Annotated in this window: 17 protein-coding genes; 3 read left to right on the forward strand and 14 right to left on the reverse strand. The window is 41.9% G+C overall.

Annotation, left to right across the window (positions count from 1 at the left end; translation table 11 throughout):
* Positions 1 to 45: 45 nt before the first annotated feature.
* Positions 46 to 477, forward strand: coding sequence for a DUF4362 domain-containing protein (locus tag Len3610_RS14055; RefSeq protein WP_176448511.1), 432 nt, complete (start codon positions 46 to 48; stop codon positions 475 to 477).
* An 816-nt stretch (positions 478 to 1,293) separates the two neighbouring features.
* On the opposite strand, the gene Len3610_RS14060 is transcribed toward Len3610_RS14055, so the two are convergent.
* From Len3610_RS14060 to Len3610_RS14070, 3 genes are all read right to left on the reverse strand, one after another.
* Positions 1,294 to 2,334, reverse strand: a complete 1,041-nt coding sequence (locus tag Len3610_RS14060) for a DUF2332 domain-containing protein (protein WP_176448512.1) — start codon at positions 2,332 to 2,334, stop codon at positions 1,294 to 1,296.
* A gap of 58 nt (positions 2,335 to 2,392) precedes the next feature.
* A complete protein-coding gene (locus Len3610_RS14065) occupies positions 2,393 to 3,001 on the reverse strand; it encodes a transglutaminase-like domain-containing protein (protein WP_176448513.1) in 609 nt (202 codons plus the stop codon).
* Between the two features lie 364 nt (positions 3,002 to 3,365).
* Complete coding sequence (locus tag Len3610_RS14070) at positions 3,366 to 4,349, reverse strand: helix-turn-helix transcriptional regulator (RefSeq protein WP_176448514.1); 984 nt, start codon at positions 4,347 to 4,349, stop codon at positions 3,366 to 3,368.
* A gap of 185 nt (positions 4,350 to 4,534) precedes the next feature.
* On the opposite strand from Len3610_RS14070, the gene Len3610_RS14075 reads away from it, so the two are divergent.
* On the forward strand, positions 4,535 to 6,157 hold the full coding sequence (locus Len3610_RS14075) for an ABC-F family ATP-binding cassette domain-containing protein (protein ID WP_176448515.1): 1,623 nt from the start codon (positions 4,535 to 4,537) through the stop codon (positions 6,155 to 6,157).
* A gap of 230 nt (positions 6,158 to 6,387) precedes the next feature.
* On the opposite strand, the gene Len3610_RS14080 is transcribed toward Len3610_RS14075, so the two are convergent.
* Positions 6,388 to 7,320, reverse strand: coding sequence for an L-threonine 3-dehydrogenase (locus tag Len3610_RS14080; RefSeq protein ID WP_176448516.1), 933 nt, complete (start codon positions 7,318 to 7,320; stop codon positions 6,388 to 6,390).
* A gap of 172 nt (positions 7,321 to 7,492) precedes the next feature.
* Positions 7,493 to 8,683, reverse strand: a complete 1,191-nt coding sequence (locus tag Len3610_RS14085) for a glycine C-acetyltransferase (protein ID WP_176448517.1) — start codon at positions 8,681 to 8,683, stop codon at positions 7,493 to 7,495.
* Between the two features lie 233 nt (positions 8,684 to 8,916).
* Between Len3610_RS14085 and Len3610_RS21150 the strand changes: the two genes are divergently transcribed.
* Entirely contained in the window at positions 8,917 to 9,048 is a 132-nt protein-coding gene (locus Len3610_RS21150; RefSeq protein ID WP_255259630.1) for a hypothetical protein, read from the forward strand.
* Between the two features lie 52 nt (positions 9,049 to 9,100).
* On the opposite strand, the gene Len3610_RS14090 is transcribed toward Len3610_RS21150, so the two are convergent.
* The 9 genes from Len3610_RS14090 to Len3610_RS14130 all read right to left on the reverse strand — a co-directional run bounded on the left by Len3610_RS14090 (position 9,101) and on the right by Len3610_RS14130 (position 20,341).
* Positions 9,101 to 9,904, reverse strand: a complete 804-nt coding sequence (locus Len3610_RS14090) for a 3D domain-containing protein (protein WP_176448518.1) — start codon at positions 9,902 to 9,904, stop codon at positions 9,101 to 9,103.
* A 255-nt stretch (positions 9,905 to 10,159) separates the two neighbouring features.
* On the reverse strand, positions 10,160 to 10,780 hold the full coding sequence (locus Len3610_RS14095; RefSeq protein ID WP_176448519.1) for an MFS transporter: 621 nt from the start codon (positions 10,778 to 10,780) through the stop codon (positions 10,160 to 10,162).
* A 118-nt stretch (positions 10,781 to 10,898) separates the two neighbouring features.
* Positions 10,899 to 11,801 (reverse strand): oligopeptide ABC transporter permease, encoded by a 903-nt coding sequence (gene opp4C, locus Len3610_RS14100; protein WP_176448520.1) that lies wholly within the window; start codon positions 11,799 to 11,801, stop codon positions 10,899 to 10,901.
* 17 nt (positions 11,802 to 11,818) lie between these two features.
* Complete coding sequence (opp4B, locus tag Len3610_RS14105) at positions 11,819 to 12,784, reverse strand: oligopeptide ABC transporter permease (RefSeq protein WP_176448521.1); 966 nt, start codon at positions 12,782 to 12,784, stop codon at positions 11,819 to 11,821.
* Between the two features lie 33 nt (positions 12,785 to 12,817).
* Positions 12,818 to 14,587: an oligopeptide ABC transporter substrate-binding protein gene (opp4A, locus tag Len3610_RS14110; protein WP_176448522.1), complete on the reverse strand. Its 1,770-nt coding sequence runs from the start codon at positions 14,585 to 14,587 to the stop codon at positions 12,818 to 12,820.
* Positions 14,588 to 14,608: 21 nt separating this feature from the next.
* Entirely contained in the window at positions 14,609 to 15,622 is a 1,014-nt protein-coding gene (locus Len3610_RS14115; protein ID WP_176448523.1) for an ABC transporter ATP-binding protein, read from the reverse strand.
* Complete coding sequence (locus Len3610_RS14120) at positions 15,619 to 16,653, reverse strand: ABC transporter ATP-binding protein (protein ID WP_176448524.1); 1,035 nt, start codon at positions 16,651 to 16,653, stop codon at positions 15,619 to 15,621. Before Len3610_RS14120 ends, Len3610_RS14115 begins: the two co-directional genes overlap by 4 nt.
* A 261-nt stretch (positions 16,654 to 16,914) precedes the next feature.
* Positions 16,915 to 18,531, reverse strand: coding sequence for a glutathione ABC transporter substrate-binding protein (locus Len3610_RS14125; protein WP_176448525.1), 1,617 nt, complete (start codon positions 18,529 to 18,531; stop codon positions 16,915 to 16,917).
* A 208-nt stretch (positions 18,532 to 18,739) separates the two neighbouring features.
* The gene (locus Len3610_RS14130) at positions 18,740 to 20,341 is read right to left on the reverse strand and encodes a glutathione ABC transporter substrate-binding protein (protein ID WP_176448526.1); all 1,602 of its coding nucleotides are present in this window, start codon (positions 20,339 to 20,341) and stop codon (positions 18,740 to 18,742) included.
* Positions 20,342 to 20,543: the final 202 nt, after the last annotated feature.

Below are 20,543 nucleotides of genomic sequence, written 5' to 3' on the forward strand. Positions count from 1 at the left end.
TGTCATATACTACCAGTAACAGCATTGCTAAGGAGAGTGGGCAAATTGTTAGGTTTTAAAAGTAAAGTCTTGATAACAATAATTTTTATTAGTGGCTTAATTCTATTCCTAATCGTTGATTTCAATGGAAAGTCTTTGGCTCAAGATAATACATTTGAGCAGCAAATTAAAAATTTTGGAGAAAAACAAACAAACAAAGTTCCTGAAGACTACACACCAGAAGAGGCAATGGAAAATGGTGATATTACTCCAACTAACATCACTCCAAAGCAACGTGAAAAAATCAATCAATTTAAGAAGAACGTCAAGAATGGTAATCCTGACTTTATTCGATTTACCCAATTTTCAAAGTCTGGAGACCCAATAATTACTGAATTCCAATTTAACGGTGACCTTATATACTATCGTTGGGATAGTACAAGAGATGAAAGCGGGGATCATATAGCAGAAAATATGGAATACAGGGGAACGATTTAGCGTACAAGAAGATTACTGTAAGAAGCTTGTAGACAATCCGAAAATGCCGTATATCACAAACTGTTATAAGTATGAAAGTCATGAGTTTTAATTTATTCCATTCTTAAATGTAGATTAATTTGCACCGCAATTGTGGTGCTTTTGTTATACAAAAAATAACACAGTACGGCAAGAACTCAGTAATTATTCGTATATGCTTTTAATTTTATTATTTAACTAAAGCGCCCGATTGCTTAATATTTGGCTACGCCTCTCTTTCAGGCTCTTCAGGCCATATATGGATAACTAAATATGCGACAATAGCAAATACTATAGAAACCCAGAGTGGAAAAATTTCTAGAAACCAAACATTCCCGTAATTATAAGCAATGCCTAGAAAATAATAGCTTTTCATCACGCTGCCAAACGATTCCGATTCAGTAACATTTATAAACCAATTGGTGGTTGTTAATAAGCACATTGGCTATTACCCATCCTTTTTTAGATACCAAGGACGTTTTTCTACAGAATTACTTGTTGTCATTATGCTTTTATACCACCTTCCAATTACTTCGTTAAATGGCCTTTTTTCAAACATGAGCGCTGATTTCATTCCGGAAATGCGCCCGATCGTATGAAACTACTACTACCTTAAATTAAGAAAAAGAAAAGGAATCATTAATATCAAAATTACACCTACAACAGTCAAGGATATAATTTTAGTTAAATCTTTTTTCACTTCTTTTTCCAAAAAAACACCACCTAAAATATTTTACATTTTTTTCCATAATTGCGCCCGTTAACGGCATAGTCAAATCAAAGTTTATACAGAAAAATTTAGTAAGACATGAGGGAATCGACTAGATTCCATTGGAACCACCGTCCATGACCATCCGTATCGCCAATAATTAACTTTGTTTCTTTACCATCTATCCAATAATCAAGGTGTAATGCTTTATCCCAGATATTATTGTAGACGTGAACAACTTCTCTTTTTTTACCTATGCCCTCGATTTTATTCAATAAATCTAATTTCACATCTTTTGGTAATTGGTTCGCTACACGTGTATGGAAAATACATATTGCTTGATCAGAAGGTATTTCCTTTGCGATTCCCTCAATCAATGAAACGCCGTCACCCTCGATAAGATTTGGTGGTTGTTTTTTAAAAAGTTCAACCGCATCATCAAAAAGCCTTAATCTTTCTTTATGTTCTGGCCAAATGAGTGATTTCAGCCAGCTATATTCTTCATCATCATTAAGATTAGGGATATTTAAGTCTAAACCTATTTTGTTAGTGACAGGAGGGACTGAATATGGGATTTCCGGTAGTTTACCTTTAACCTCTGAAGTGATATGTACTTTTGAATTAACATCTCCGAATATCCTGTCAGTCCCATATGAATAGCTATATTGATCCCACATCAATTGTAAACCTGCACTTGTGCCGATTTCGATCATAGCCAGGGGTTTGTTCACTTGCTTATAAGCATAACAAAATGTTGGGTAAAGGTAAGCGCTCCGTCTCACTTCATTTGTCTGCACTAATTTACTTCTTAGAATGTCTATAATTTGTTCCTTATTTTTTAAGCAAAAATCTTTGAATAAAGGAAAAGAGTCTTTATTATTTTTTGGCGGATTAGTTATACTTGGATAATAATATTTCAACTCATGATTTAATCCTTGTAATAGTAAATGATGAACAGCCCCAAATAACATGTTTGGTCTGGGCTGTCCTTCTCTTACAAAAGTAGATAACTCTAGTAGTTGCTCATCAGAAGCTACTTGTAAGGATAGAAATTCATACAATTCACTCGTACCTTTGCATTCTTCCTCAGCAAATTTTTTAAAACTTTGAGACAGAACTTGTTGATCCACACAACTCCTCCTCTACTCTGTTTGCATTGTTCTGGATAGGCGCCCGATAACAGCACAGCTATAAATATGCTGGCAAATAATGTTTATACATTTCGACTGCATCTGTATGGTTTCTAAGGGTAGAGAGTGTTTTAGGGTGAGGATTGACATAAATCATAGGATAATCTTTTTCATCCTTATCTTCGTTCACCTTAAAGGCTAACTTTTCTTCGTCGATTGAAAATTGTGCATCAATACCCTTTTTGTTTCCACGGGCATCTATCCGAATCCATTTATTTTTAGAGCTTAAGAAAATTGCATTTAAAGCGTGAATACAATAGCCTTTCTCTGGTGTGTCAAATAGCATTAAACGTTGGTAACAAAATCCTGTGGAGATATTTTGCGAACGTAATAAAGCAGCCAGTAAATTTGATTTTGCATAACAAATACCCTCTCTATAGTTCAAGGTATCAGAAGCGTCACATGTTCCCCGTTCTCCCTTAATATCCCAAGAGTGATCAACTTGATCTCTAACAAATTTAAAAGCTATTTCAGCTTTTTCAATTTCTGATTGAGATTGATTGAATAGTTCAGTAATCTTTTCTTGTACTTTAGGGTGGGAATAATTGATTTCTTTAGTATCACATAAATAATCATTTATCAAACCAGACTCGCAAACCAACTCCATAAACACCCTCCATTTATATGTAAATTACATTTAGGATACATTGTGTAGCCACAATTTCAAAGCCCGAATTTTAATAGTTAAACTCACTTTAGACGCATTGAGTTATTCAACAATATGGCCCGATTGTTGTAGACGAACGCACTTCATTTAGTTTAACACAAATAAATTCACAACTTCTAAAAACTCAGAAATCTTATTCAGTTTTTATGAATTAAACCATAATTATCATTAAATACTATTGCAAATAACCAGCGTTTTGGCAGGCATATTGTACATAAATTTAGGTATTTTTGATAATTCATATTTTAATTGGTATGTTATTTCATTATATAATTACATTTCCTTTTATTCTAAGCGGTCGGAGTCAGTCCACATAAATTTCAAGCATTTGACTGATCTGATTCTTTATCCGTTCCTGCAGGTGCTCCGGCGACAGCACTTTTGCCCGGTTACCCCAAGTTAGGATCCAGTTAACCAATCCTTCTGAGAGCTTAGCTTTAGTTGACAGCACAAAATGTTCATCATCCAGCTCCCTGATATCCGCATCATGGCCAAAGCGATCCAGTACTACATTAACCAAACTATTATGAAAGCGGATTTTGATGCGCATTTCCTCACCGGCAAACATATGAAAGCTTTGATCAACATATTCCTGCAAATTGAACGCCCGTTTTTTGAACGTTTCATCCGTCACGGCAATATTACGGATTCGATCAAGGCGGTAATGCCGTATTTCATTCGTATCCTGAAATACACCAATCAAATAGTAAAAATCATTTTGCCAGATAAGCGCATACGGTTCCACATGGTAGCGGCTGCCATTACGATGATAGACAAATTCTTTTTTAACATTGAATTTACCGTACTGATATGTAAGAACTTTCCCCTCTGAAATGGCCCTATGTACACTGTCAATATTCAGTTTAACCCGTTCATAATCGATGTTGGCTGATTGGCTGAATACAATTGGCTCCGGAAATGTTTTGGCAATATGCGTGCTTGTCAGGGTTTTAACCTTTTTAATCAGCTTTTCCTTTTCGTTCGTTGTGATAAACCGTGCTGACAAAATCGCATCGTTAATTAACCTTAATTGATAGGTTTCAAACAGCCGTGTCTGATGGCTATACTTGATTTTACCGTATCGCCCCTGATTCCGGACAATTTCAAAATCCATACTATCCAGCGTTTCCAGATCCCGTTTGATTGTCCGTTTATCAAATGTGGCGTCACCGGTCACCGAACGAAGCTTTTCAATTAACTCATCGATCCCCAGGTCATGATAGTCATCCGTTTCGTTAAATAAAATCTCCCGTAATTGAAGTAAACGATAATTGCTTCCCCGTTCCATAAAATATCCCCCCTGAAGATTAAGATCTCTATTAGCCAATGTAAAGCTCTTTTCATCTGATGACAAGCCTTTTAACTGTTTTCTCTTATACAAATAAACACTTCCAGCAAAACCCGTATACGTTGACTAAATGCCTTAAATCCCTTAAGCTAACGGTGATTATAATTATTGGAGGACGTTTACGGATGCTAACGGTTAATAATGTAAGTCTGCGTTATGCTGATAAAAAATTGTTTGAAGATGTGAACCTGAAATTCACGCCAGGTAATTGCTATGGGGTTATTGGCGCAAATGGTGCCGGCAAATCCACTTTCCTCAGAGTGCTCTCAGGTGAGGTAGATCCGCAATCGGGCAATGTCTCCAAATCCCCGGATGAGCGGATAGCCGTACTCAAACAAGAACATTTTGCTTATGATGACTATGAGGTACTGGAAACCGTCCTAATGGGACATGAGCGTTTATATGAAGTTAAACGGGAGAAAGATGCCATTTATATGAAGCCTGATTTTTCCGAGGATGACGGGATGCGCGCTGCTGAACTTGAGGGTGAATTTGCTGAAATGAACGGCTGGGAAGCAGAGTCCGATGCAGCCGTTCTATTAAAAGGACTCGGTGTTGATGAATCCCTTCATTCAGCAAAAATGGCGGATTTGCCCGAGGACCAGAAAGTCAAAGTCTTACTTGCACAAGCACTCTATGGAAACCCGGATATTTTACTTCTGGACGAACCGACAAACGGTTTGGACATTCACGCCATTCAGTGGCTGGAAGATTTTTTGATCGACTTTGAAAATACAGTGATCGTTGTTTCGCATGACCGCCACTTCTTAAATAAGGTATGCACACACATTGCAGATGTTGACTACGGAAAAATTGAGATTTACGTCGGTAACTATGATTTCTGGTATGAGTCCAGCCAGCTGGCGAAGAAAATGGCACAGGAAGAAAATAAGAAAAAGGAAGAAAAAATCAAGGATCTGAAAGCATTTATCGAGCGATTCAGTGCCAATGCGTCGAAATCAAGGCAGGCTACATCACGGAAAAAACTTCTGGACAGCATTACGCTTGATGACATTAAACCATCATCGCGGAAATATCCATATATTAATTTTACACCAGACCGGGAAATCGGCAATGATCTGCTGTTCGTCGAAGGGCTGACCAAAACCATTAATGGGGAAAAAGTGCTGGACAATGTCAGCTTTACCGTTAATAAAGATGATAAAATTGCCTTTGTCGGCAAAAACGACATAGCCAAAACAACGCTGTTTGAAATCCTGATGGGTAATATGGAACCTGATGCCGGAACGTTTAAGTGGGGTGTGACCACTTCACAATCGTATTTCCCAAGGGATAATTCAGCCTACTTTGATGGCAATGATCTGCCATTGGTCGACTGGCTCCGGCAATATTCCCCGGAAGACGAAACGGAAACCTTTTTACGAGGCTTTCTCGGACGCATGCTGTTCTCCGGTGATCAAGCATTGAAGAAGGCAAGTGTCCTATCCGGCGGTGAGCGTGTCCGCTGCGTGCTGTCGAAAATGATGCTCTCAGGCGCCAATGTTCTGGTTATGGATGAACCAACGAACCACCTGGATTTAGAGTCCATCACATCATTGAATAACGGACTTAAAAAATTCAAAGGATCGATTTTGTTCACGTCACACGACCATGAATTTATTCAAACGATCGCCAACCGCCTGATTGAAATCACGCCTCAAGGCATTGTTGATAAAGAAATGAGCTATGACGACTATATTGCGGATAAAGAATTGCAAGAGAAAGTTGAAGCTATGTATGCGAGCTGACTTGATGACGGTTTGAGGTGTTGCTCGCACGATTCGAAGCGGACGCCGCACGTTTTGCGGTGGGTCTCGCACGATTTGGAGCGGACGCCGCACGTTTTGCGGTGGGTCTCGCACGATTTGGAGCTGACATCGCACGATTTGACGCTAATGTCGCACGGGATTAATTCTCTCCCGTACTTCTGAATACTAAAAAAACGTTCCCTTAACCTCGGGGGAACGTTTTTTATATCCTACTTAACCTGCAGTTTCGTCAGCATATCCGCTGTCATTTTGTCGATATCATATTCAGCCTTAAAGCCCCATTCTTCTGCTGCCGCGGATGAATCCAGATTATCCGGCCAGCTTTCGGCGATCTGCTGACGGACAGGATCAACATCATAAGCCAGCTCAAATTCCGGTATGTGCTTCCGGATTGCCTTGGCAAAATCCTCCGGGGCCGCCGATATAGCTGAAATATTATAGGCATTGCGGTGGACAAGCTTCCCCGGATCTGCTTCCATCAGCTGAATGATCGCATTCAAAGCATCCGGCATATACATCATATCCATATACGTGTTTTGGGCAATGTATGATGTGTATGTTTTATGTTTCATGGCTTCATAATAAATCTCCACAGCATAATCGGTCGTTCCCCCGCCCGGTGGTGTCACATGGGAAATAAGGCCGGGATAACGGACGCCGCGTGTATCCACGCCATAGCGGTAATAGTAATAATCGCACAGCAACTCACCTGCCACTTTATTAACACCATACATCGTCGTCGGCCGCATAATCGTTTTCTGTGGTGTATTCTTTTTTGGGGTTGTCGGACCGAATGCGCCAATCGAACTTGGGGTAAAGAACTGCAAATCCAGATCCCTGGCTGCTTCCAGGGCATTTATCAGACCGCCCATGTTCAAATCCCATGCTATTTTCGGGACAGCCTCTGCCTTGGCTGACAATAATGCGGCCAAGTGCATAATCGTATCCACCTTATGTTTTTTGGCAGCATCATGTATGGCTTTTTCATCGGTCACATCAACAATTTCAAACGGACCTTCCTCCCCGTCTTTTTTCCAGAGGTCGGAGCCGATGACATTGGATGTTCCGTAATATTCCCGTAATTGACTGACAAGTTCCGAGCCGATTTGACCCATTGCACCTGTCACCAGAATTTTTCTCATAATCTTTTCCCCCAGCTAATCCTTTCAGTAATGATGTTTCGTCATGATGTAATCAGAGCGGCTGGCTTACCGGTTCATAATACTTTGATCAGATCATCCAAAGCGATAACCTAAGAGAGCAGGCTAATCCATCACTATTCCGGCCAGCCTGCTCGTTAAGCAGCAGCCAATATTAAATAAGCCCTAATTCCTTGCCGATTTTTTCATAGGCAGCGAGTGCATCATCCAGCATTTCTTTCGTATGTGCGGCTGTCGGCATATTGCGCACGCGTCCTGTTCCTCTTGGCACTGTTGGAAAAACGATTGATTTGGCGTAAATTCCTTCTTCATATAGGCGTTTACTGAAAGCTTGCGTATCTTTTTCATCGCCCAGTATACACGGCGTGATTGGCGTCTCACTATTTCCGATATCAAACCCGAGCTTCTGCAAACCATCTTTCAAATAATTGCTGTTCTCCCATAGCTTTTCATTGAGAACGGTGGATGCCATCAGGAGATCAACCGCTTTTGTACTCGCGACAGCGTCTGCCGGCGAAACTGCTGTGGAAAAAAGAAACGGACGGGAGCGGACTTTCAGCCAATCGATCAGTTCTGCTTTACCGGCAACATAGCCACCGATTACACCAATCGCTTTGGATAGCGTACCCATTTGAAAATCGATCTTTTCCTGCAGGCCGAAATGTTTCACGGTACCGGCACCTTTACCCAATACGCCTGAACCGTGGGCATCGTCAACATAGGTGATCAGGTCAAATTCTTCTGCAATTTCAACGATCTCCGGCAGTTTGGCGATATCCCCGTCCATGGAAAAGACACCATCCGTAATAACCATCACTTTATTGTACGCTCCGGACTCGATCGCCTCTTTAGCTTTCGCACGCAGATCATCCATGTCTGAATGGTTAAAGCGGATAATTTTTGCTCTGGAAAGACGGCTGCCGTCAATGATTGATGCATGGTTCAGTTCATCTGAAAGAATCGCATCATGTTTATCCATAACAGCAGAAATAGCTGCCATATTACAATTAAAACCGGATTGATAAGAAATAACAGCTTCCGTTCCTTTAAATTCTGCCAGTTTCCGCTCAAGCTCAAGGTGAAGGTCCATTGTTCCGTTGATGGTACGGACAGCGCCAGCCCCGACGCCATGTGAATCAACTGCCTCTTTGGCCACTTCCTTCAGTCGTTCATCGGTTGCCAGCCCCAAATAATTATTTGATGAAAGATTAACCAATTCTTTTCCATCGATGTTAATGACCGGGCCATTTGCACCTTGCACAGGATCAATTTCACTATAAAGCCCACGCTCTTTTAAATCCGATATATTCGCTTCCAAAAATGATTGCAGTGCTTTACTTGTCATGTCATGCATCCTCCTTTTATGTAAACGCTTTTATTAACTTATACTAGAAAAATTAACATATTCCATTAATGAGTTTAACACATCATTTAGCATTTCCCCACAAAAATAATCATGGTGCTATTATATCTAGTACTATAGTAAGATTTACCTATTATTTTACCACAAAAATCTATGGTCTATTTTCTTCTATTTTATTATAATTAATGTAGTTGATTACAGAGAGGAAAAAAATAATGAGGCAAATTTTAATGGCCATATTTTTTGTTTTGATAGCCTGTTTCAGTATTGTTGGTGTCGCACAAACTTTCGATCATACAGAAGATGTTGTTGAAGAAGAAGACAGTGATGCTGTTTTTGTAAACTAAATAATAAAGGGGAGACACCTCGTTAGATGCTCCCCTTTTTTGCTATCTTAAATTACTCAACAATTGTTACATCAACTGTACGGACGCCCCAGTCCATTGCTTCATCTTCTGTTGGAACATGGACGTCGATTTTGTCGCCATTAATTGCACCACCGACATCTGCTGCAGTTGCATAACCATAACCTTCAATATAAACTTCTGATCCTAATGGAATAACATCCGGATCCACTGCGATAACATTAGCGTCCGGGTTGGCATTCAGGTCAACACCTGTTGAGGTAATGCCTGAGCAGCCATCACAATCAGCCGTATAGGCTGTTGCCGTTACTGTCATCGTTTCACCATCAGGATTATCCTGGGATGATGATTGTTCCTGATTAGTATTTGATTCACCGCCAGTGTTGCTGGCTGTTTGTTCTGGTTCATTTGATTGATTGGACGAACTTTCGTTGGATGAACTTTCATTTGATGAGCTTTCCGATGTTGTTGTTTCATCCTGCTCAATGTTCACACCTTTTATTTCAAGTTCTTGTCCAATTGCAATTATATCTGATTTAATGTTATTCCAATCTTTCAAATCTGCTACAGACACATCGTATTCATCACCGATACCGATTAATGTATCACCTTTTTCAACTGTATATGTGTCGTTGATAAATAGTGTTTGTTTTGGCTGAATCGTGGTCGTGTTGAGTTCATTTATCTCAACGAGTTCATCTACTGTTGTATTATATTCGTCTGCGATACCCCACAGGTTGTCTCCTTTTTCGACTTCATATTCTGCAGCAGAAGCAGTGGTAAATGTAGCGCCAGCAATCATGGCACCAGTAGCAATTGAAGCTACCAATTTTTTCATAGGTAGTCCCCTCCTTTAAATTCTGCATTGCCCATCATACCACAGGGGTAAAGGCAGTGCAGTTACAAGACAATTAAGAGTCTATTACAAGGGTTACCAAACTACCGAAAAAATATTACAATTTTAATAGATTTATTTCATCCTGGTATTTTTCGCATATATTGTGACTTTTTGATTACCAAATTGAATTGAACTATACCTTGCAGATCGCCAGCCTTCTCAAGGGGGGATGTACTCATCATATGGAGCAGGAGGTCAGGTTCCACCCTCTTTTCCTTCCAGTCTTTGTTGCAATTCTACATTATTTTGTTCCAAAGCATTTCGAATCGGACGCTGATTACGGATCAGCTCACGATTATACCGATAAGAAAGGACTTCGCCGGACGTTGTTGTCAATTGCAGCTCCGATAGTGTCACTTCACTGTTATTCTCATTATAGTTTGAAACCGCCACAGCCTGTTCAATCTCTTCCCACTGATATAATGTTTCCTTCATAGCAAACAAATGATTGTGATAGCTTCCCTCTTCCGTCATATAGTAATAGTGATTAATGGTTATATATATCATAATAAGGGCAGGAATCGATGCAATGGCAGTTGCTGCTGTTGTTATAAGTTTTTTCCCTTCCCAATTTGACCGGTAGTACGCCAAAAGTCCGAACACTATTCCCACGTAAAGAATAGCTGCTCCACATAGGCTATAGCTCGACATGGGAGCCTGAAAGATCCAGCTGTTTTGCTGTTTCTGGTAATAAAAAACGTCCTGGAAAATGATCATGACAATAAATGGGGCAAATATACTCATAAAACACATGATAATGGCTATTGCTGTCAGCATCGGAACCGGATCCCGATTCTTTCCATTCTTTTTGAACATTGTGATCCCTCTATTACATTTAGTGAGAAATGGGCAATTTCCTAAAGATTGCCTGTATACATACATTGAAGCAACAAAAGGCCTGAGTTTAGACAAATCAACCTCAGACCTCTTTACATCATTTTTTCGTTTTAGGATTAAAGGCGTCCTTAAATCCTTCACCAATAAAGTTAATCGATAAAATGGTTAATGTGATCAATAAACCTGGTGGTATCCATATCCACCACATACTCTCAAATGTACCAGGATCACGGGCCGCCTGCAGCATATTGCCCCAGCTTGGCGTGCCAACCGGTACACCAAATCCAAGGTAACTCAATCCGGTTTCGGCCACAATCATCGCTGCCAATAACAATGTAGCCTGGACAATAATGGTTGACATGACATTTGGTAATATATGCTTTAACATGACTTTGGATGGTCGCGTACCGATTGATACAGCACTTAAAACATACTCATTTTCCTTCTCTGACATAACCTTGCTCCGAATCACCCTCGCAGCGCCTGTCCAGCTAAGGAAGCTGATAACCAGAATCAGCGCCAGTACGCCACTGTCAACGAAGATTGCTTGTAATACAATAACGAAAATCAGAAACGGAAAGTTCATCATGAAATCGGTAAATCTCATGAGGACACTATCAACCTTGCCGCCATAATACCCTGAAACCGTTCCTATTAATGTCGCAATTGAAACAATGATTGCTGTACAGGAAAAACCAATTAGTAACGACGTACGTCCGCCATAAAGCAACATGGTCACAATGTCTCTCCCTGCACCATCAGCCCCAAGCCAATGATCCGCAGAAGGTGGTGCTTCAACCAGCCTCGGGTTAATCCGGCTCGGATCAATATCGGATAATAGTGATGCTGACATTGATAATCCGGTCACAATGAACAGGAAAATAAGACTGACCATTGCGGGAATATTACGAATAAACTTTTTGCGGGCAATTCCCCATTGCGATAAACTTTTCTTTTTTGGAGGGGTTGGCTGTGCTGGTTGATTGGTTGTTGGTTCCATCTAATCTACCTCCTCCATTAATCCAGCCGTATCCTGGGATCAATTAACGCATAGAATATATCAGCTATTAAATTACCGATAAGCGTCATGACAGAAAGCAGCAAGGTGATTGCCATGACCACTGTATAATCCCGGTTATTAATCGAATCAACAAACAGCTGCCCTACTCCAGGGTACGTAAAAATCGTTTCAATAATAACAGAGCCGCCAATTATGCTGGCTAAATCAAAGCCTAAAAGTGTCACAATCGGGATAACAGAATTACGCAAAATATGCTTATTGTAAATTTGTCTGTCCGGTGTTCCTTTTGCACGTGCCGTACGGACAAAATCTTTTTGAGCACTTTCAATCATATCATTCCGTAAAAATTGGGTGTAGCTGGCGATTGGTAATAAACCCAGACATAAAGACGGCAAGATAGCATGTTCAACTTTACTGACAATATACGCCCAGCTTCCGGGGTCCAACCCTGACCCAATACTGCCTGTCGCCGGCAGCCAGCCTAACTGAAACGAAACAAAATAAATAAGCATTAAGGCTGCAACGAAACTCGGCATCGCCAGTGCCAGGTAATTCAATACCTGCACACCATAGTCGCCTAATGTGTGTGGATGACGACCTGCATATCTCCCCATTAAAAATGAAACTATGTACGTTATGACCATGGCCACCACTGCCAGCAGAATGGTATTGGGAATCCGTGACATAATTAATTCAGAGGCAGGCATTTTATGCACGAATGATTGTCCAAAATCCCCTTGTAAAAACCCGCCAATCCAGTCCAGATACTGTACATAAATCGGTTCATTATAACCGAGTTCTTCCCGCATGTCTTCAATATATTCCGGATCTGTATTTAATGGATCAATCCTCCCTGATAGGGCATCTCCCGGCATACTTTGTGCCAGGAAGAATACCACTACAGAGACAAGGAAAATAATGGGGATCATGATGGCTATTCTGCGCAATGTATAAATCAGCATATTATTTTCCCCTTATTTTAGAAAATTAAAGTCTTATTCTTCATCAGCGTCTGTTACCCACCATTCATGTGTATCCTGTTGAGAAGTAAAGGAGTTGGTGTGAACATTTTGCAGACGCTCATTGATGGCGTATACGTCCACTGGTGCGTATAGGAAAATATTCGGCAATTCATCGTTGACAATCTTCTGCCATTCGATATAAACCTCTTTACGATACTCCTGATCGAAAGCTTGGTCGCTTAGGCCTTCTTCTACTAGTTCATCCGCCTCTTCGTTTACCCAGCGGGCATAGTTCGAAATGTCCTCTTCCTTCCACAAGCCTGTTGGGTCCGGGTCGGAAGCGAGCCCCCATGCACCCATGAAGGTTTCAACAGATGGGTCGTCATTTTCCACAACATCATAGAATAAGTTAAACTCTTTTAGGCCACCATTTAATGATGCATTAATACCAACATCCTGCCAGTTTTGCAAAATGTATTGGGCACGCGGCTCGGAAATATCGGAACCTGACATCGAATCAAAGTTTACAGTAAATTCATTGCCGTCAGGATCTTCACGCCAGCCATCATCGTTAACGTCGACATAACCAGCCTCATCCAGCAGCTCTTCAGCCTTTTCCGGATCATAATTATACACTTCCAAATCATGCTCTTCCGGATCAGCATAAGCCCAGCTCACAGGCGGCATTGGTGCTTCGATTAATTCGCCCAGTCCGTTTGAGAACGACTCAAGAATTCCCTCACGATCAATGGCATAGGACATGGCTTTACGCAGCTGCTTGTTCTGGAATTTTTCATTATCCATGACGTTTACACCTGCTTCGGCATCCCAATGACCAAACTTAAAGCCGATATAGTTGAACCCGAGTGAAGGCTCTTCAACCGCCCGCACATTGTCAAGCTCCTGAATCTCGGGATATTGACTGCTTGGAGCTGCCATAATGTCCACTTCACCATTCTCAAGTGAACCTGCTGCCACGGAAGCATCGATGACCTGGTAAACGACACCATCCAAGTGTGGTTCACCCTGCCAGTAATCTTCATATTTTTCCATCTCAACCATTTCACCCGGTACAATGTTGGTCACCTGGAATGGTCCTGTACCAATCGGGTTTTTCCGTACCGCATCAGACTCTGGTAAATCAGCTACGTCGATGCCTTCATAATGGTGCTTAGGCATTGGATAGCTCCAAAGGTTCGACATCGTGTTTGGCGCAACATCATTCAATGTCAGAACGATTGTCTGCTCATCGACAATTTCAATACCGGAAATCTCATCCGCTTCACCTGCATTGTATTCCTCTACACCCTCAATCATGGAAACGTTGGCATAGCGCATCCCTTGATAATCCGGGTGTCCAATCACTTCATATGCATAAGCGATATCCTCAGAGGTTAGCGGCTCGCCGTCATGCCAGGTGATACCGTCCTTAATCGTAAATGTAACGGTATTGTTTTCTTCGTCCACTTCATAATCGGCCATACCCGGTTCAGGCTCGAGATCATCATTGGTTTCAACTAGGCTGTCTGATAAAAATCTAAGTATTTTTTCATCATCTTCACCTTCATAGAATCCCCACTCCAAAAGACCCTGGAAAGGCTGTGTAAATGCAAAAGTTACTTCACCGCCCTGTTTAGGCTCACCTGCTTCGGCATCGCCATCAGAGCCTTCTGTTTCTTCTGTTCCATCTGCGCCTTCATCGCCACTTTCTTCATCGCCGGATGTATTATCCGCACAAGCGGCCAGGACCAGTGTCAGCGAAAATACTAGTAATAAAAGCACCCAAATTTTCTTTCTCACCATTTACTCCCCCTTAATGTTTAATTACTCATCGTCATACAATAGACATGCGACCTGGTGATCGGGCCTCACCTCCTTCAATTGAGGGACAATTTCCTTGCATTTGTCCATCGCCATTGGACATCTGGTATGGAACACACAGCCACTGGGCGGGTTTTGTGGACTCGGCACATCCCCTTTTAAAATAATCCGTTCCTTTTTATTTAATGGATCAGGCTCAGGTATGGCTGATGTCAACGCTTGTGTATAAGGGTGCAGCGGTTCCCTGTAAATGGCATCATTATCACCAACTTCCACCATATTACCCAAATACATGACACCGATCCGATCACTCATGTGTTTGACAACGCTTAAGTCATGGGCAATAAATAAATAGGTCAAATCAAATTCATCCTGCAGCTCTTTCAAAAGATTAAGCACCTGTGATTGAATGGACACATCCAATGCACTGACAGGCTCATCAGCGACAACCAATTTCGGGTTCAGTGCCAGTGCTCTTGCAATTCCGATCCGCTGCCGCTGCCCTCCGGAAAACTCATGCGGGTATTTATAATAATCCTCTTCCCGAAGGCCGACGCGTTTTAATAACTGTTCAACTTCAGGTTTAAGTTGTTTATGGGACTTATGGCTATAATTACGGATTGGTTCATCCACCAAATGTCCCACCATCATTTTTGGATTCAATGATGCATACGGGTCCTGAAACACCATCTGATAATCCTGTCTTGCTTTACGGAGTGCTGCGCCGCGCAAATTGGTAATATTTTCGCCTTCAAAAATGATTTGGCCGTCAGTTGCACTCGTCAGTCTTAAAATCGTGCGGCCCGCCGTGGATTTTCCACAGCCTGATTCACCAACAAGACCAAATGTTTCGCCTTTCCTGAGTTTCAGGGAGATATCATCAACTGCCTTAATGTCGCCTACTTTCCGCCTGAAAAAACCAGCATGAACAGGATAGTATTTTTTCAGATTGTTAACTTCGAGAAGTGTTTCTTTCTGTGTCAAATCCTTTTTCTTTTCTTCTGCTGCCTGGCTCATACCTTTTCTTCCTCCTTAACACGTGATGCAAGGTCCGGATAACACGCATCGTATAACAGACATCTTGCATATTGTCCGTTTGCTACTTCCGCAAGTTGGGGCGTTACAACCGGACAATCCCCAAAAGCTTTCGGGCATCTGTCAGCAAAGCGGCAGCCTGTTTCAGGCATATTTTCCAATGATGGCACGACACCTTCAATGGTATTCAGCTTGTCGGTTGTCTGATCCATTTTAGGAATGCTCGCCAGCAACGACTCCGTATATGGGTGTTTCGGCGCTGTAAACAGTTCAACAACACCTGCCTTTTCGACTACCTGACCGGCGTACATGACAATGACCTTATCAGCCATTTCGGCGACAACCCCTAAGTCATGCGTAATCAGCATAATGGCCATATTCACTTTATCCTGTATATCCTTCAAAAGCTCCAATATTTGCGCCTGAATGGTGACATCCAATGCTGTTGTCGGTTCATCCGCAATCAATAATTTGGGATTAAGCGCGATCGCCATGGCAATCATGACACGCTGTCGCATCCCTCCGGATAACTGGTGCGGGTATTCCTCCATGACCTTTTCAGGACGTGATATCCCCACCTGGTCCAATAAGTCGATTGCTTTACTGTCTGCTTCTTGTTTCGACAATTGCTCATGATTAAACAAGACCTCCCGCATCTGCCATCCGATTGTAAAAACCGGATTCAAGGCTGTCATAGGCTCCTGGAAAATCATGGCGACATCTTTGCCGCGTATTTGATTCATTTCTTTTTCAGACTTTTTGACTAGATCTTCACCATTAAAGATGACTTCTCCCGCTGAAATCCTGGAATTTGCCTTAGGGAGAAGCTGCATAACAGACAATGACATGACACTTTTACCACAGCCCGATTCACCGACAACGCACACAACTTCTTTTGAATTAACATTAAAATTTACATCAACTACTGCATTGTGTAACTCGCCGTCAATTAAAAACCCTGTATGTAAATTATTTATATCCAACACGCTATTTTCATGATGTTCCTGCTGCAAAACGAATCCCCCTTTAACTGTATGGAGTGGAAATATTACTAATTATCAGTTTATAATACGTATTACTTTTGAACTAACTAAAGTGAAATATATCTGTAATTTGTCTGTAATTCTTAAACTTTATAATATATTATTTCAAAATGTTTAACAAGCCCTTTTATTATTTCTCTTGACAATTTTAAAATAATTTGTAGAAAAAACAGACCCGTTTGGACTGTACCAATTCGGGCCTGTTGATCACGCCTTTCTTTAGGTTAAAAATTACTCTTCAATGTAAGCATCTTTAATTTGATAAATACCTTGTGCGTCAATACCGAAGTCTTGAACGGACTCATCTACACCAAGCAAATATTCCTGGTGGTGGATATACAGCATCGGTGCCAACTCGACAAGCAGTTCCTGCGCTTCTGAGTAAAGTTCCTGGCGTTCTTCGGGATCAGTTGAGCGACGCGCTTCGTCCAGAACTTCATCTAGCTCATCGTTTGACAGGAATGAACGGTTACCAGGCGTACCATGTTGTGACGAATGGAATAATGGATACATACCATAGTCGGCATCAGATGTAACAGTCGACCAGCCAAGAATGAACATGTCATGCTCGCCGTTGGATGTTCTTTCGAGGTATGCACCCCACTCAAGCTCTTCAATCTCAACAGTAATACCAATGTCCTCCAGCTGTGACTGAACGGCTACAGCCGTGTCTACACGCTGTTCCTGATCATTTGTCCAGATCGTTGTTTCAAAACCATCTTCATACCCGGCTTCAGCCAACAATTCCTGTGCCTGTTCCGGATCATGCTCGATACCGCTGACCGATTCATCATAACCGAACACTGGTGGTGCCAATGGCCCCTCAGCAGGGATTCCTACACCATTGTAAACACCCTCGATGATTTCTTCTTTATTAATCGCCATGGAAATTGCCTGACGGACGCGTTCATCATCAAATGGTTCTTTTTGTACGTTGAAACCAATGTAAGACAAGCCTACACTTGGTTCCTGCAATAGACTCGCATTTGGCATACCTTCTACTCGTGATATATTATCCGGCCCAATTGCATCAGCTACATCCGATTCACCGGTTTCCAGTTCAGCAATACGTGTGCTTTGCTCAGACACAACTTTGAAAGTTGCCGAATCAAGGTTTGCCGGTTCTCCCCAATAGTCGTCATTACGGGTTAAAACCACACTATCGCCGGGTGTCCATTCTTCAAATACAAAAGGACCTGTTCCAACCGGGTTTTGGTTAATGTACGTATCTACATCGCCGCCTTCTTCCATTTGCGCATAGTCCTCTTCAATGATATTCGGACTCATAATGCCTGTGCCGCTATGTGCAAGATTCCTCAGCAGCGGTGCATATGGATATTCAAGATTGATGCGAACCGTATAGTCGTCCTGTACTTCTACACTTTCTACTGCTTCTAATAAAAACGCATATGGTGAACCAATGTCTTCATCCATTATACGATCAAAGTTCGTTTTAACCACTTCTGCCGTTAATTCCGCGCCATCGTGGAACATGACACCTTCACGCAAATAGAAATCCCATGTTGTTTCATCCACCTGTTCCCAGTCTTCAGCTAAGCCTGGGACGACCTCCTGATTTTCATCCAGATCGGTCAATGTTTCGTAAATATTTTCCCGAACATTACTGGATGGGACATCATTATTTCCATGCGCTGATAACGATACAACGTCCGATGGAATAGCGATGCTCAAGTCACCACCGGAACCTGACTCGCCGCCTTCTTCGGCCGAGTCTCCTCCCTCGTCACTTGTGTCCTCTTCCGGCTCACCGTCACCGGCACAGGCTGCCAGTACCAAGGTAAGCATTAATAGAAGCGAAAATAGCCATAATAGCTTTTTTGACCTCATGTTCTCTAGATACCCCCTGATGTTTTATTGATTATATATGAAGCTATAATCACTTTAAATATAAATCAAATTTTACAAAATATCAAGAATCTTTTTACGTGAGATTAATAAAAGTTTTCAATTATTAACATTAAGAGACGGATCCGACAGGTTTTTACCCTTTCGGATCCGTCTCCCTTAGTGTATTTGTTACCGGTTTGTGAAATCCTTACTGTTCAATATAAGCATCTTTAATTTGATAGTGTCCCTGAACGTCGATACCGAAGTCTTTGACGGAATCGTCCACACCAAGCAGGAATTCCTTGTGATGCACGTATATCATGGGTGCCTGTTCCACGAGCAGTTCCTGTGCCTGTGAGTATAGCTCCTGGCGTGCTTCAGGGTCTGTCTCCTGACGGGCTTGTTCAAGAAGTTCGTCAAGTTCCTGATTGTCTATAAATGAGCGGTTCCCCGGATCACCTTGTTGTGACGAATGGAACAGCGGGTACATGCCATAGTCAGCATCTGCTGTCGAGTTGGACCAACCCAGCACAAACATATCATGCTCACCATTCGCTGTTCTTTCCAGATAGGCCCCCCATTCAAGCTCTTCAATCTCCACGTCAATACCAATATCCGCCAGTTGTGATTGGACAGTTACGGCTGTGTCCACACGCTGTTCGCTGTCATTTGTCCAGATTGTCGTTTCAAAACCATCCTCATACCCGGCTTCAGCAAGCAGCTCCTGTGCCTGCTCGGGATCATATTCCAACCCTTCAACTGAATCATCATACCCAAAAACTGATGGTGCCAATGGCCTCGGAGCAGGGGTCCCAACACCATTGTATACACCCTCAATGATTTCGTCTTTATCAACAGCCATGGAAACCGCCTGACGGACCCGTTTATCATCAAACGGCTCTTTTTGGGTATTAAATCCGATATAAGACAGGGATATACTCGGTTCCTGCAATAAATTGGCATTTGCCATACCTTCCACTCGTGATATGTTATCAGGGCCAACAGCGGCAGCCACGTCTGATGTGCCCGTTTCCAGCTCAGCAAGACGTGTGCTTTGCTCTTCAACAACCTTAAACGTTGCCGAGCCCAGTTTGGCATTCTCTCCCCAGTAATCTTCATAACGCGTTACGACCACACTTTCCCCAGGTGTCCACTCTTCAAATTTAAAGGGACCGGTTCCGACCGGATTCTGGTTGATGTGTGCATCCACATCGCCGCCTTCTTCCATTTGGGCATAATCCTCTTCAATGACATTTGGACTCATAATTGATGTACCATTATGGGCCAAGTGAGCCAAAAGCGGTGAATAAGGGTATTTCAAATTAAATCGGACCGTATAATCGTCCTGGACTTCCACGCTTTCAACAGCTTCCACCAAAAATGCACGCGGCGAACCAATAGCCTCATCCATCAAACGGTCAAAATTCATTTTAACCACGTCTGCAGTCAATTCGGCGCCATCATGGAATGTTACACCCTCACGTAAATGGAAATCCCAGGTCGTACCATCCACTTCTTCCCATTCTTCTGCAAGTCCGGGCCCTATTTCCCCATTTTCATCCATTACGGTTAAGGTTTCATAAATATTTTCGTGCACATTACTGGACGGAATATCGTTCGCGCCATGTGGTGATAGCGTGACAACATCAGAGCCAATCGCAATGGTTAAGTCACCGCCTGAGGCTGAACCGGCATCAGCTCCTGTCTCGTTTGCACCCTCATCCCGTTCACCATCACCGGCACAAGCCGACAGTCCCAATGTAATGACAAGCAAAAATGAAAAAACCCATATGAACTTTCCTGATTTCATAGTTTTAATACCTCCTGTTGTGTTTAATTTGAAAAAGAATATGATTGAGAAAGTTTATATTTCAACAAAGTATCCTAAATTTCGACAAATTGCAAGAGTTTTTGTATAAAATTAAAATAATTAATTGATGAAACTGTCATATGGCGAGTTATACCATTCTATCATTTGTAATTGATATGAAATCCCCCTTCTGAGATAGTCA

It is taken from the genome of Lentibacillus sp. CBA3610 (assembly GCF_013373365.1).
GTDB lineage: Bacteria > Bacillota > Bacilli > Bacillales > Amphibacillaceae > Lentibacillus.